Source organism: Pseudomonas sp. AC083 (assembly GCF_979253165.1).
This window is the reverse complement of sequence record NZ_CEEDDH010000025.1, coordinates 38,326-52,976: the sequence shown is the minus strand read 5'-3', so window position 1 is coordinate 52,976 and position 14,651 is coordinate 38,326. Positions and strand designations below refer to the sequence as shown.

Annotated in this window: 11 protein-coding genes; 1 reads left to right on the top strand and 10 read right to left on the bottom strand. The window is 59.9% G+C overall.

Annotation, left to right across the window (positions count from 1 at the left end; genetic code table 11):
• Positions 1 to 2 precede the first annotated feature (2 nt).
• Positions 3 to 848, bottom strand: a complete 846-nt coding sequence (gene fghA / locus AC0IXA_RS25845; RefSeq protein WP_341638574.1) for an S-formylglutathione hydrolase — start codon at positions 846 to 848, stop codon at positions 3 to 5.
• A gap of 88 nt (positions 849 to 936) precedes the next feature.
• Positions 937 to 2,049, bottom strand: coding sequence for an S-(hydroxymethyl)glutathione dehydrogenase/class III alcohol dehydrogenase (locus tag AC0IXA_RS25840; protein ID WP_110600129.1), 1,113 nt, complete (start codon positions 2,047 to 2,049; stop codon positions 937 to 939).
• Positions 2,050 to 2,165: 116 nt separating this feature from the next.
• On the opposite strand from AC0IXA_RS25840, the gene AC0IXA_RS25835 reads away from it, so the two are divergent.
• Entirely contained in the window at positions 2,166 to 3,062 is an 897-nt protein-coding gene (locus tag AC0IXA_RS25835; RefSeq protein ID WP_310214472.1) for a LysR substrate-binding domain-containing protein, read from the top strand.
• 132 nt (positions 3,063 to 3,194) lie between these two features.
• On the opposite strand, the gene ispD is transcribed toward AC0IXA_RS25835, so the two are convergent.
• The 8 genes from ispD to dnaE all read right to left on the bottom strand — a co-directional run bounded on the left by ispD (position 3,195) and on the right by dnaE (position 14,617).
• Positions 3,195 to 3,902 carry a 2-C-methyl-D-erythritol 4-phosphate cytidylyltransferase gene (ispD, locus tag AC0IXA_RS25830; protein ID WP_341638573.1) on the bottom strand — a complete coding sequence of 236 codons (708 nt, stop codon included), beginning with the start codon at positions 3,900 to 3,902 and terminating at the stop codon, positions 3,195 to 3,197.
• A complete protein-coding gene (gene ftsB, locus AC0IXA_RS25825) occupies positions 3,899 to 4,177 on the bottom strand; it encodes a cell division protein FtsB (protein ID WP_016771460.1) in 279 nt (92 codons plus the stop codon). Before ftsB ends, ispD begins: the two co-directional genes overlap by 4 nt.
• A 169-nt stretch (positions 4,178 to 4,346) precedes the next feature.
• Positions 4,347 to 5,636: a phosphopyruvate hydratase gene (gene eno, locus AC0IXA_RS25820; protein ID WP_016771461.1), complete on the bottom strand. Its 1,290-nt coding sequence runs from the start codon at positions 5,634 to 5,636 to the stop codon at positions 4,347 to 4,349.
• A gap of 155 nt (positions 5,637 to 5,791) precedes the next feature.
• Positions 5,792 to 6,637, bottom strand: a complete 846-nt coding sequence (gene kdsA, locus AC0IXA_RS25815; RefSeq protein ID WP_016985082.1) for a 3-deoxy-8-phosphooctulonate synthase — start codon at positions 6,635 to 6,637, stop codon at positions 5,792 to 5,794.
• 4 nt (positions 6,638 to 6,641) lie between these two features.
• Positions 6,642 to 8,273, bottom strand: a complete 1,632-nt coding sequence (locus AC0IXA_RS25810; RefSeq protein WP_016771462.1) for a CTP synthase — start codon at positions 8,271 to 8,273, stop codon at positions 6,642 to 6,644.
• A 274-nt stretch (positions 8,274 to 8,547) separates the two neighbouring features.
• Positions 8,548 to 9,876 (bottom strand): tRNA lysidine(34) synthetase TilS, encoded by a 1,329-nt coding sequence (tilS, locus tag AC0IXA_RS25805; RefSeq protein ID WP_341638571.1) that lies wholly within the window; start codon positions 9,874 to 9,876, stop codon positions 8,548 to 8,550.
• A gap of 132 nt (positions 9,877 to 10,008) precedes the next feature.
• Positions 10,009 to 10,956 carry an acetyl-CoA carboxylase carboxyltransferase subunit alpha gene (locus AC0IXA_RS25800; RefSeq protein ID WP_130912752.1) on the bottom strand — a complete coding sequence of 316 codons (948 nt, stop codon included), beginning with the start codon at positions 10,954 to 10,956 and terminating at the stop codon, positions 10,009 to 10,011.
• Between the two features lie 139 nt (positions 10,957 to 11,095).
• Entirely contained in the window at positions 11,096 to 14,617 is a 3,522-nt protein-coding gene (dnaE, locus tag AC0IXA_RS25795; protein WP_076566131.1) for a DNA polymerase III subunit alpha, read from the bottom strand.
• Positions 14,618 to 14,651 lie beyond the last annotated feature (34 nt).

Sequence of the window (14,651 nt, the reverse complement as noted above, 5' to 3'; positions counted from 1 at the left end):
CATTAACCGCGCAGAGCGCGTGCGTGATGCTGCAAGTGGTCGTCAATGAAGCTTGAGATGAAGAAATAGCTGTGGTCGTAGCCCGGTTGCAGGCGCAGCTCCAGCGGATGCGCCGCTTGTTTTGCTGCGTGTTGCAAGGCCTCGGGTTTCAATTGCGTGGCGAGGAAATCGTCACGATCCCCTTGATCGACCAACAACGGCAACTTCTCCGTCGCCTCCGCGATCAGCACACAGGCGTCCCACTCCTTCCACTTCGAACGGTCTTCGCCCAAATAGTTGGAAAAGGCCTTCTGACCCCACGGGCAATCGATCGGATGGGTGATCGGCGAAAAGGCCGAAACCGATTTATACCGCCCAGGATTGCGCAAGGCACAGACCAAAGCACCGTGGCCGCCCATCGAGTGGCCGCTGATGCTGCGCTTGTCGGAAGCGGGGAAATGCGCTTCAACCAGTGCAGGCAATTCCTTCACGACATAGTCATGCATCTGATAATGATGCGCCCATGGCTCCTGCGTGGCGTTCAGATAAAACCCGGCGCCGAGACCGAAATCCCAAGCCTTGTCTGCATCGTCCGGGACATCCGCGCCACGTGGGCTGGTATCCGGGGCAACGATGATCAGACCAAGCTCGGCGGCCATGCGCATCGCACCGGCCTTCTGCATGAAATTCTCATCGGTGCAGGTCAGCCCGGACAACCAGTACAGCACCGGCAGCTTGCCGCCCTGCTCCGCTTGCGGCGGCAGGTACACGGCGAAGACCATGTCGCAATCAAGCACTTCGGAGCGATGGCGATAGCGCTTGTGCCAGCCACCGAAACTCTTCTGACAGGAAATGTTTTCCAGATTCATAGCACTTCAGCCGCAAGCTGCAAGCTTGAAGCTGCAAGAGGGCGTTGCGCCTGCTTGCAGCTTGTGGCTTGTAGCTTGCCGCTGCTCCTTAGAAATGAATGACGGTGCGGATGCTCTTGCCTTCGTGCATCAGGTCGAACGCCTTGTTGATATCTTCCAGGCCCATGGTGTGGGTGATGAAGGTATCCAGCGGGATCTCGCCGCTCTGGGCCATGTCGACGTAGCTCGGCAATTCAGTACGGCCACGCACGCCGCCGAACGCCGAACCGCGCCAGACGCGACCGGTGACCAACTGGAACGGCCGGGTAGCGATTTCCTGGCCGGCACCGGCGACACCGATGATGACCGACTCGCCCCAGCCTTTGTGGCAGCACTCAAGCGCGGCGCGCATCAGTTGCACATTGCCGATGCACTCGAAGGAGAAGTCGACGCCGCCATCGGTCATGTCGACGATCACTTCCTGGATCGGACGATCGTAATCTTTCGGGTTCACGCAGTCGGTGGCACCGAGTTGTTTGGCGATTTCGAACTTGGCCGGATTGATGTCGATGGCGATGATGCGCGCAGCCTTGGCTTTCACCGCGCCGATCACGGCCGACAAGCCAATACCACCGAGACCGAAGATGGCCACGGTGTCACCCGGTTTGACCTTGGCGGTGTTGAGCACGGCGCCGATACCGGTGGTTACGCCGCAACCGAGCAGGCAAACCTTTTCCAGCGGCGCGTCTTTGGAGATCTTCGCTACGGAAATTTCCGGCAGTACGGTGTACTCCGAAAACGTCGATGTGCCCATGTAGTGGAAAATCGTTTCGCCCTTGTAGGAAAAGCGCGAAGTGCCGTCCGGCATCAGGCCCTTGCCTTGGGTGGCGCGAATCGCCTGACAAAGGTTGGTCTTGCCCGACTTGCAGAATTTGCACTGGCCGCATTCCGGGGTGTACAGCGGAATGACGTGGTCGCCGACGGCAACCGAGGTCACGCCCTCGCCGATCGCTTCAACGATGGCGCCACCTTCGTGGCCGAGGATCGACGGGAAGATGCCTTCCGGGTCTGCGCCGGACAAGGTGTAGGCATCGGTGTGGCACACCCCGGAAGCGACAACGCGCAGCAACACTTCACCAGCCTTCGGCATGGCGACATCGACTTCTACGATTTCCAGCGGCTTCTTGGCCTCGAAGGCAACGGCGGCGCGCGACTTGATCATGCTGACTCTCCAGTGAACCCAATAAATAAAAAAGCAGACAGACAGTGTAGTTCAGCGCGTCCTGAGGAATAATCCGGACGAAAGCAAAACATTATTGCTGTACAGGGATAATCCAAGTGTCGGAAAACCGCTGGGAAGGCATCGATGAGTTCGTTGCCGTCGCCGAATGCAATCAATTCACCGCCGCTGCCGAGCGTCTTGGGGTTTCCTCCTCGCACGTCAGTCGACAAATCGTACGGCTCGAAGAGCGTTTGCAGACGCGCCTGCTCTACCGCAGCACCCGGCGAGTTACGTTGACCGAAGCCGGGCAGACTTTCCTGCAACATTGTCAGCGCCTGCAGGACGGTCGCGAAGAAGCCTTGCGCGCGGTAGGCGATCTGACCAGCGAACCGAAAGGCATGCTGCGCATGACCTGCGCGGTGGCCTATGGCGAACGCTTTATCGTGCCGCTGGTGACTCGCTTCATGGGGCTTTACCCGCAGCTGCGTATCGATATCGAGCTGAGCAATCGCCAGCTGGATCTGGTGCATGAAGGGCTGGATCTGGCAATTCGTCTGGGTCGGCTACAGGATTCGCGCTTGGTCGCGACACGCCTGGCGCCACGGAGAATGTACCTGTGCGCGTCGCCTTCCTACCTGGAACGGTATGGGCGCCCACACAGTTTGTCGGAATTGAGTCGACACAATTGCCTGATCGGCAGTTCGGATATCTGGCAACTGGAACAGAACGGGCGGGAATTTTCCCAGCGGGTGCAGGGCAACTGGCGTTGCAACAGTGGGCAGGCGGTGCTGGATGCGGCGCTTCAGGGTGTCGGGTTGTGTCAGTTGCCGGACTATTACGTGCTCGAGCACCTGCACAGCGGCGCGCTGATTTCCTTACTCGAGGCGCATCAGCCGCCGAATACGGCGGTGTGGGCGCTGTATCCGCAGCAGCGGCATCTGTCGCCGAAGGTGCGCAAGTTGGTGGATTATTTGAAGGTGGGACTGGCTGAAAGGCCGGAGTACAAACTTTGAGTTATTGATTGCCCGTGCGACCGCTTTCGCGAGCAGGCTCGCTCCCACAATTGACCGAGTTCGACAGCTGAATGCATTCCCTCTGTGGGAGCTAGCCTGCTCGCGAAGGCAATGCCACAGCGACCCCAAACCTCAGCGGCGATTCGCCCACCGCTGGCGCAACCACTCCAGATCTTCCGGCCGGGTCACCTTGAGGTTATCCGCCCGCCCTTCGATCAGACGTGGTGCCAGACCGGCCCATTCCATAGCAGAAGCTTCATCGGTAATCACGGCATCCGCAACCAGGCTGTCGGCCAACGCCCGATGCAACGCCCCGAGGCGGAACATCTGCGGTGTATACGCCTGCCAGATCACGCTGCGATCCACGGTTTCAACCACACGTCCGTTGTTATCAACGCGTTTGAGCGTGTCGCGAGCAGGAACCGCCAACAGACCGCCGACCGGGTCATCCGCGAGTTCGGCAAGCAACTTGTCGAGATCATCGCGACTCAGATTCGGCCGGGCCGCATCGTGCACCAGCACCCAGTCGTCATCGTCGGCACCTTGCGCATGCAGATGCAGCAAGGCATTGAGCACCGACGCGGAACGCTCCGCCCCGCCTTCAACCCGCTGAATGCGCGGATCGTTGACGCATGCCAGATTCGGCCAGTAAGGATCGTCTACAGCAAGACTGACCACCAGGCCCTTGAGGCTCGGGTGATCGAGGAAACAGCCGAGGCTGTGTTCGAGAATTGTGCGCCCGCCCAGTTGCAGATATTGCTTGGGACGGTCCGCGGCCATTCGGGCACCGACGCCCGCGGCAGGAATCACGGCCCAGAAGGCCGGCAGGGAATCGATCATTGGGCCAACTGGTAAAGGGTTTCGCCATCCTTGACCATGCCCAGTTCGTGACGAGCCCGCTCTTCAACGGTCTCCATGCCTTTCTTCAGCTCGCTGACTTCAGCGTCCATCACCCGGTTGCGCTCCAGCAGGCCTTCGTTCTCGGCATGTTGCTCGGCGATCTGCTGTTTCAGCTCGGCGACCTGCGCCAGACTGCCATTGCCCACCCACAGGCGGTACTGCAGACCGGCCAGCAGCAAGAGCAAAACAAGAAACAACCAGTAAGGACTGCGCATCGAATATCAGGTATCCAGTGAAAAAAGACAGCCACGCATAATGTTGCAGCATCTGATAGCACGAAGCCTGGAAAGATCCAGGCTTGTGCTTAAGGCATCAGATTAGTGGCAAATCCATCGCTGTCACGACTTTTCCGACACAATCCGGTGTCCTTTGATCAGGTTGCGCTTAACCGCGGAACTCGGCACGGCCGTTGTACTTGGCCTTGCCGTTCAACTGCTCTTCGATACGCAGCAGTTGGTTGTACTTGGAAACGCGGTCGGAGCGGCACAGCGAACCGGTCTTGATCTGGCCAGCCGAGGTGCCCACAGCCAGGTCGGCAATGGTCGAATCTTCGGTTTCGCCGGAACGGTGCGAGATCACTGCGGTATAGCCGGCAGCCTTGGCCATCTGGATGGCTTCCAGGGTTTCGGTCAGGGTGCCGATCTGGTTGAACTTGATCAGGATCGAGTTGGCGATCTTTTTATCGATGCCTTCTTTGAGGATCTTGGTGTTGGTCACGAACAGGTCGTCGCCCACCAGCTGAGTCTTCTCGCCGATCTTGTCGGTGAGGATTTTCCAGCCAGCCCAGTCGGACTCGTCCAGACCGTCTTCGATGGAGATGATCGGGTAACGCTCGGTCAGGCCTTTGAGGTAGTCGGCGAAACCTTCAGCAGTGAACACTTGGCCTTCACCGGACAGGTTGTACTTGCCGTCTTCGTAGAACTCGCTCGCGGCGCAGTCCAGCGCCAGGGTCACGTCGGTGCCCAGCTTGTAACCGGCGTTGGCCACGGCTTCGGAGATCACTTTCAACGCATCTTCGTTGGACGCCAGATTCGGCGCGAAACCGCCTTCGTCGCCAACGGCAGTGCTCAGACCACGAGCCTTCAGCACAGCTTTCAGGTGATGGAAAATCTCGGTGCCCATGCGCAGACCTTCCGAGAACGACTTGGCGCCTACCGGCTGCACCATGAATTCCTGGATGTCGACGTTGTTATCGGCGTGCTCGCCACCGTTGATGATGTTCATCATCGGCACCGGCATCGAGTACACACCCGGGGTGCCGTTGAGGTTGGCGATGTGTGCGTACAGCGGCAGATCCTGATCCTGCGCAGCCGCCTTGGCCGCAGCCAGGGACACGGCGAGGATGGCGTTGGCGCCCAGGGTTGCCTTGTTTTCGGTACCGTCGAGCTTGATCATCGCGTGGTCGAGGGCTTTCTGGTCGCTCGGGTCGGTGCCCAGCAGCAGATCGCGGATCGGACCGTTGATGTTGGCTACCGCCTTGAGCACGCCCTTGCCCAGGTAACGGCTCTTGTCGCCATCACGCAGCTCGAGCGCTTCACGCGAGCCAGTGGATGCACCGGACGGCGCGCAGGCGCTGCCGATGATGCCGTTGTCGAGAAGCACGTCCGCTTCCACGGTGGGATTGCCACGGGAGTCGAGAACTTCACGACCTTTGATGTCGACGATTTTTGCCATTGTTGTAAACACTCCAAAGTTGACGAAAACGACGCAGCTAGAGGAAATCTTTATCGTCGGCAAGCGAAGTACAGCGGGCAGACTTGCAGACGACAACGCTCACGCCCGAGGGCATGAGCGACAAATCGTGCGGTACTTTACCGGAGAATCGAGCGTTACGCGGTTTCTACCGTCGGAAAACTCTTCACCAGTTCGTCCAGAGCTTTGAGCTGGGCCAGGAATGGCTCCAGTTTGTCCAGACGCAAGGCGCAAGGGCCGTCGCATTTGGCGTTGTCCGGATCCGGATGCGCTTCGAGGAACAGACCCGCCAGCGACTGGCTCATGCCGGCCTTGGCCAGATCCAGAACCTGGGCACGGCGACCGCCGGCGGAGTCGGCACGACCGCCAGGCATTTGCAGCGCGTGGGTCACGTCGAAGAATACCGGATACTCGAACTGCTTCATGATGCCGAAGCCGAGCATGTCGACCACGAGGTTGTTGTAGCCGAAGCTCGAACCGCGCTCGCAGAGGATCAACTGATCGTTACCCGCTTCCACGCACTTGTTCAGGATGTGTTTCATTTCCTGAGGCGCGAGGAACTGGGCTTTCTTGATGTTGATCACGGCATTGGTCTTGGCCATTGCCACGACCAGATCGGTCTGGCGCGACAGGAAGGCCGGCAACTGGATGATGTCGCAGACCTCAGCGACGACCGCGGCCTGATCCGGCTCGTGGACGTCGGTGATGATCGGCACGCCGAAGGCTTGTTTGATGTCCTGGAAGATGCGCATGCCCTCTTCCAGGCCAGGACCGCGATACGAGGTCACAGAAGAACGGTTGGCCTTGTCGAAGCTGGCCTTGAATACGTAAGGGATACCGAGTTTCTCGGTGACCTTCACGTACTCTTCGCAAACCTGCATGGCCATGTCACGGCTTTCCAGCACGTTCATGCCGCCGAACAGCACCATGGGTTTGTCGTTGGCAATCTCGATGTCGCCGACGCGGATAATCTTCTGTGCCATCGGGTTACGCCTTCTTCTGGTGTTGAGCCAACGCGGCTTTGACGAAACCGCTGAACAGCGGGTGGCCGTCGCGTGGGGTCGAGGTGAACTCAGGGTGGAACTGGCAGGCGACGAACCATGGGTGATCCGGCGCTTCAACCACTTCGACCAGCGCAGCATCGGCGGAACGACCGGAAATCTTCAGGCCGGCTTCGATGATCTGCGGCAGCAGATTGTTGTTCACTTCGTAACGGTGACGGTGACGCTCGACGATCACATCCTTGCCGTAGCAGTCGTGCACTTTCGAGCCCGGCTCGAGCAGGCAATCCTGCGCGCCGAGGCGCATGGTGCCGCCCAGATCGGACGCTTCGGTACGGACTTCAACAGCGCCGGTGGCGTCTTCCCACTCGGTGATCAGACCGACAACCGGATGGCCGCTGGCACGATCGAATTCGGTGGAGTTGGCGTCTTTCCAGCCCAGTACGTTACGGGCGAATTCGATGACCGCTACCTGCATGCCCAGGCAGATACCGAGGTACGGAACCTTGTTTTCGCGAGCGTACTGAACAGCGGTGATCTTGCCTTCCACGCCACGCAGACCGAAGCCGCCCGGCACCAGAATCGCGTCGACACCTTCGAGCAGCGCAGTGCCCTGGTTCTCGATGTCTTCGGAATCGATGTAGCGCAGATTGACCTTGGTGCGGTTGCTGATGCCGGCATGACTCATCGCTTCGATCAGCGACTTGTAGGCGTCGAGCAGTTCCATGTACTTGCCGACCATGGCGATGGTCACTTCGTGTTCCGGGTTCAGCTTGGCATCGACCACTGCGTCCCACTCGGACAGGTCGGCGCTGCCGCACTGCAAGCCGAAACGCTCAACGACGAAATCGTCCAGACCCTGCGAATGCAGGATGCCCGGGATCTTGTAGATGGTATCGGCGTCTTCCAGAGCAATGACCGCACGTTCTTCAACGTTGGTGAACTGGGCGATCTTGCGACGCGAGGACACGTCGATCGGGTGATCGGAGCGGCACACCAGCACGTCTGGCTGCAGACCGATCGAACGCAGTTCCTTGACGGAGTGCTGGGTCGGTTTGGTCTTGGTTTCGCCAGCGGTGGCGATGTACGGCACCAGCGTCAGATGCATCAGCATCGCGCGCTTGGCGCCGACTTCGAAACGCAACTGGCGGATGGCTTCGAGGAACGGTTGCGACTCGATGTCACCGACGGTGCCACCAATCTCGACCATCGCCACGTCTGCGTCACCGGCACCCTTGATGATGCGGCGCTTGATTTCGTCGGTGATGTGCGGGATTACCTGGATGGTTGCACCCAGGTAGTCGCCACGGCGCTCTTTGCGCAGCACGTGCTCGTAGACACGGCCGGTGGTGAAGTTATTGTTCTGGGTCATGGTCGTGCGGATGAACCGCTCGTAGTGCCCCAGATCCAGGTCGGTCTCGGCGCCGTCGTGGGTGACGAACACTTCACCGTGCTGGAACGGACTCATGGTGCCTGGATCGACGTTGATGTACGGATCCAGCTTCAGCATGGTGACCTTAAGCCCCCGCGCCTCCAGGATAGCCGCCAATGAAGCCGAGGCAATGCCTTTCCCCAATGAAGAAACAACACCGCCCGTGACGAATATGTAGCGCGTCATGAAAAACCCTAGAAGTCTGCGTTAAAGCGGAACGAGCCGCCGGGGAAAGCGAAGGAAGGCCGAAGCCCCCGATCACCTGCATTAATCACAGTGCACCTTTCGAAAAAACCGCCGCGTTGTGACAGACCGGCAGATGAAACACCGGTACGTTGCTCGCTACACATTTTTTGGAATCGCCCAGCAAAGACTGCTTGGTAATCGGCAACTCCTGCAATTCAGGCGAATCCACAGAAGTTGTATCAAGAAGGGAGCGTAGTCTACCGGAATGCTCCTTTCAGCTCAAACCTTGATCTTCGTCTGTTGGCTGCCAGTGCAATGTCCAGCCTTCGTCCATCTGACCAGCAAGACCCGGCAGGTTCGCCACGGCGAGCAATTCTTCGCCACGAAACAGCAGCGGCAATCTGCCACGCACGAAGGCCGGGACCGCGCGCTCGTTGAGCAGACGCTTGAGATCACGACTGCCGCGCTCGGCCATTCGCATGACCTCACCGCCCTGCCGATAGGCAATACGCAAAGGCCCGGATGGAGCTTGCCCGTGGAGCATGACGCGTCCGTTATCCGGCAAGCGTAGCGCTGAAGTCGGGGTCTGCCAGTCGGCACCGATCACTGGCGTACCCAACCAATTGCCGCTCAGCCACCAGACGCGACCGGCGCTGCGGTGCAGCTCTCCGTCGGCCAGACGCCAGATCGGAGAAGCGTCGGCGCCGGCATTGCACAGCGTTGTCCAACCCGACCAATGGTCAGCGTCTGGCAGCCGGGTCAACGGTTCGAGCCAGTGGCTGAGGGCATTTCGCTGGCGCGCGTCAGACAACGCCGTCAATGGTGTCAGCTCCAGCGATGGCACACCCAGCCAGGCGAATTCATGGGGCGTTTCGGCTTGTGCGAGATCAATCTGCGCCAGCTCATCGAGCAAGCCCTGCGCCTCACGCAGATGCGCAGCGGTGCGCGCCATGCTCGCCTGCGCTTGCGGCCAACGCTCGGTCAGTACCGGCATGACTCGATGCCGCAGGTAGTTGCGCGAAAACTGCCGATCCTGATTCGACGGGTCTTCGATCCAGCGCAACCGATGCGCCTGTGCATAACTTTCCAGCTCGGCGCGGCTGACATCCAGCAACGGTCGAACCAGCGTGCCCTGCCCCACTGGGCGCTGCAGCGGCATCGCGCCGAGCCCGCGGACACCGGCACCGCGCAACAGCCGAAACAGCAGCGTTTCCGCTTGGTCGTCGCGGTGCTGGCCAGTCAACAGCACGTCATTGCTCTGCGTCAGCGAACTGAACACCGCATAACGCGCATCCCGCGCCGCCCGCTCCAGGCTCGCCCCGCCCTTCACGGTGACCCGCTCTACTTGTAAAGGAATGTCCAGCGCATCGCAAACGGCCCGGCAGTGTTGCGGCCACGCATCGGCCGCAGCCTGGAGGCCGTGGTGGATGTGGATGGCGCTTAACGCAGGAAGGGATTCGGTGTTCGCCAGGGTGGCGAGCAGATGCAGGAGGACGGTGGAATCGAGGCCACCGGAGAAGGCGATACGCCAGTGGGCGGCGTGGCGCCAGGGCTCAAGGTTCAGCAGAAGACGGGATGGCAAATCAATCGGGGACTGACTCATAGCTTTCTCTTTGCCCCAAACAAATGTGGGAGCGAGCCTGCTCGCGGAGACGGTTTAACATTCAACACATTCGTCGAGTGTTATACCGCTTTCGCGAGCAGGCTCGCTCCCACATGGGTATCGCGCTTCGCTTTAGAGACCGTAGCTCATCAGGCGATCGTAACGGCGCTTGAGCAGCGCTTCGTTATCGAACTGCTTGAGCATCGCCAGTTGCGAGCTCAGCTCGGCGCGGATCGAAGCGGCGGCCGCAGCCGGGTCACGATGGGCGCCGCCCAGTGGCTCGCCGATCACCTTGTCGACGATACCCAGGCCTTTCAGACGCTCTGCGGTGATGCCCATTGCTTCAGCGGCATCCGGTGCTTTCTCGGCGGTTTTCCACAGGATCGACGCGCAACCTTCCGGCGAGATCACCGCGTAGGTCGAATATTGCAGCATGTTCAACTGATCGCAAACGCCGATGGCCAGTGCGCCGCCGGAACCACCCTCACCAATTACGGTGGCGATGATCGGGGTCTTCAACCGCGCCATCACACGCAGGTTCCAGGCAATCGCTTCGCTCTGGTTGCGCTCTTCAGCGTCGATGCCAGGGTAGGCACCCGGGGTGTCGATGAACGTCAGGATCGGCATCTTGAAGCGCTCGGCCATCTCCATCAGACGGCAGGCCTTGCGGTAGCCTTCCGGACGCGGCATGCCGAAGTTGCGGCGAACTTTCTCACGCACTTCACGGCCCTTCTGGTGACCGATGATCATCACCGGCTGGTCTTCCAGACGGGCGATACCGCCAACAATGGCAGCGTCGTCGGAGAAATGACGGTCGCCGTGCAGTTCGTCGAACTCGGTGAAAATGTGCTCGATGTAATCGAGGGTATACGGGCGTTTCGGGTGACGCGCCAGGCGTGCGATCTGCCAGCTGGTCAGCTTGCCGAAGATGTCTTCGGTCAGCGTCTTGCTCTTGTCCTGCAGGCGGGAGATCTCATCGCCGATATTCAGCGAATTGTCATTACCGACCAAGCGCAACTCTTCGATCTTGGCTTGCAGGTCGGCGATCGGCTGTTCGAAATCTAGAAAATTCGGGTTCATAGGCGTCCGTCTTGGGTCGTGTCCCAAGTGAGCTTGGGCCGGCCGGTTGTCTATTCGCGCCCTACCTTAAGGGAGAGGCGCGCTGAGGTCGAGATTAAAAATTCAGGTTGCGGGCAAGCGCAATGATGGCACTTGCCGGTCAACGGTATTGGAGGAAGACGTTGTCTCGCCCGAACTGGTCACGCAGGGCTTGAATCAAGGTATCCGCCGGGTCGATCCGCCAGGTCTCGCCGAACTGCAGCAAGGTCTTCGCATCCGGGCTGGTGTACTCCATGGTCACCGGGCACGCGCCGCGATGACGCTTGAGCAGTTCGCCCAACCAGCGTAGCTGATCGCCTTTGAGATCCTGGGTGTGCAGCTTCAAGCGCAGGCTTTCGGCCAGATTGGTCCGCGCATCCTCCATGCTCATCACCCGCTTGACCCGCAGGCGCAGGCCGCCGGAGAAGTCGTCATTGCTGACCTCGCCTTCAACCACCACCATCGCGTCGGTCTGCAACAACGACTGCGCGGAGTGGAACGCATCGGCAAACAACGACGCCTCGATCCGCCCGGAGCGGTCGTCGAGGGTGATGAAGCCCATCTTGTCGCCCTTCTTGTTCTTCATCACCCGCAGGGCAATGATCATCCCCGCTACGGTTTGCGTATCGCGCGCCGGTTTCAGGTCGATGATGCGCTGGCGGGCGAAACGGCGGATCTCGCCTTCGTATTCGTCGATCGGGTGACCGGTCAGGTACAGACCCAGAGTGTCTTTTTCACCCTTGAGGCGTTCCTTGAGGGTCAGCTCCTTGGCCTTGCGATGGGACGCGTAGACGTCGGCATCTTCTTCGACGAACAAGCCGCCAAACAGGTCGGCGTGGCCAGAGTCGTGGGTCCGCGCAGTCTGCTCGGCCGCCTTGATCGCCTCTTCCATCGCCGCCAGCAGTACCGCGCGGTTACGGTCGATGTTGGCTTGATAGGCCTTTTGTTCGTCGTGGAAGTACGGGCCGAGGCGATCCAGCGCGCCGCTGCGAATCAAGCCATCAAGAGTTCGTTTGTTGATGCGCTTGAGGTCGACCCGCGCGCAGAAATCGAACAGATCCTTGAACGGACCGGCCTGACGCGCTTCGGTGATCGCTTCCACCGGACCTTCACCGACGCCTTTGATCGCGCCGAGGCCGTAAACGATGCGGCCGTCGTCGTTCACCGTGAACTTGAACTCCGAAGTGTTCACGTCCGGCGCGTCGAGGCGCAGCTTCATCGTCCGCACTTCCTCGATCAAGGTCACGACCTTGTCGGTGTTGTGCATATCCGCCGAGAGTACCGCGGCCATGAATGGCGCCGGGTAATGGGCTTTCAGCCAGGCAGTCTGGTACGACACCAGGCCGTAAGCGGCGGAGTGGGACTTGTTGAAGCCGTAACCGGCGAATTTTTCCACCAGGTCGAAAATGTTACCGGCAAGATCCGCGTCGATGCCGTTGGTCGCGCAACCCTCAATGAAACCGCCGCGCTGCTTGGCCATTTCTTCAGGCTTTTTCTTACCCATCGCCCGACGCAGCATGTCTGCACCGCCGAGGGTGTAACCGGCCATGACCTGAGCAATCTGCATCACCTGTTCCTGATACAGGATGATGCCGTAAGTCGGCGCCAATACCGGCTTGAGCCCGTCGTACTGGTAGTCCGAGTGCGGATACGCCAGTTCGGCGCGACCGTGCTTACGGTTGATGAAGTCGTCCACCATGCCCGATTGCAGCGGGCCCGGACGGAACAGTGCCACCAGTGCGATCAAGTCTTCCAGGCAGTCGGGCTTGAGCTTTTTGATCAGCTCTTTCATGCCTCGCGATTCAAGCTGGAACACCGCCGTGGTTTCGGCTTTTTGCAGCAACTGGTAGGTCGGTTTGTCGTCCAGAGGGATAAAAGCGATATCCAGCGGCGGCTCGTTGACCTTGGCGCGGTCGCGGTTGATGGTTTTCAGCGCCCAGTCGATGATCGTCAGGGTCCGCAGGCCGAGGAAGTCGAACTTCACCAGACCGGCGGCCTCGACGTCGTCCTTGTCGAACTGGGTCACCAGACCGTCGCCGGCCTCGTCGCAATAGATCGGCGAGAAGTCGGTCAGCTTGGTCGGCGCGATTACCACACCACCGGCGTGTTTGCCGACGTTACGCACCACACCCTCGAGTTTGCGCGCCATCTCCCAGATTTCCGCCGCTTCTTCATCGACCTTGATGAAGTCGCGCAGGATCTCTTCCTGCTCGTAGGCTTTTTCCAGGGTCATGCCGACTTCGAACGGAATCATCTTCGACAGACGATCCGCCAGGCCATAGGACTTGCCCTGCACCCGCGCCACGTCACGGACCACAGCCTTGGCGGCCATGGAACCGAATGTGATGATCTGGCTTACCGCGTTGCGGCCGTACTTCTCGGCCACGTAATCGATCACCCGGTCACGACCGTCCATGCAGAAGTCGACGTCGAAGTCGGGCATGGAAACCCGTTCCGGGTTGAGGAAACGTTCGAACAGCAGGTCATATTCCAACGGGTCGAGATCGGTGATCTTCTGTACGTAAGCCACCAGCGAACCGGCACCCGACCCACGGCCCGGACCTACCGGTACGCCGTTGTTCTTGGCCCACTGGATAAAGTCCATCACGATCAGGAAGTAACCGGGGAAGCCCATCTGGATGATGATATCCAGCTCGAAATTCAAGCGGTCGACGTAGACCTGGCGCTTGGCTTCGTAGTCTTCGGTGGTGTCCTTGGGCAGCAACACCGCCAGGCGTTCTTCGAGCCCTTCGAAGGAGACCTTGCGGAAATATTCGTCGATGGTCATGCCATCGGGGATCGGGAAGTTGGGCAGGAAGTGCGTGCCCAGCTTCACTTCGATGTTGCAGCGCTTGGCGATCTCGACGGTGTTTTCGATGGCGTCGGGGATATCGCTGAACAGCTCGAGCATTTCCTCGGCGCTTTTCAGGTATTGCTGATCGCTGTAATTCTTCGAACGACGCGGGTCATCGAGGGCGCGGCCTTCACCGATGCACACACGGGTTTCGTGGGCGGCGAAGTCTTCCTGCTTGATGAAGCGCACATCGTTGGTCGCCACCAGCGGCGCGCCAAGCTTGTCGGCCAGCGCCACGGCGCCGTGCAGCTGTTCTTCATCGTTGGGGCGGTTGGTGCGCTGGATTTCCAGATAGAAACGATCCGGGAACACTGCCATCCACTCGCGCGCCAAGGCCTCGGCTTCCGCCGGGTTGCCGCCGATCATGGCCATGCCGATCTCGCCTTCTTTGGCGGCGGACAGCATGATCAGGCCTTCGCTGGCCTCAGCCACCCACTCGCGCTCGACGATGACCATGCCGTTGCGCTGGCCTTCGATAAAGCCGCGCGAGATCAATTCGGTGAGATTGCGATAACCCTGAGCGTTCATCACCAGCAGGCTGAGGCGGCTCAGCGGTGCATCCGGGTCCTTGTTCGCCAGCCACAGGTCGGCGCCGCAGATCGGCTTGATGCCGGCGCCCATGGCGTTTTTATAGAATTTGACCAGGGAACACATATTGTTCTGATCGGTGACCGCGACCGCCGGCATGTTCATGGCGGTCAGCGCCTTGACCAGCGGCTTGATCCGCACCAGCCCGTCGACCAGGGAGTATTCAGTGTGCAGGCGTAGATGAACGAATGAAGCCGGCATAGTGATCCTGTCCAGTTACATAGAGACAACGAGG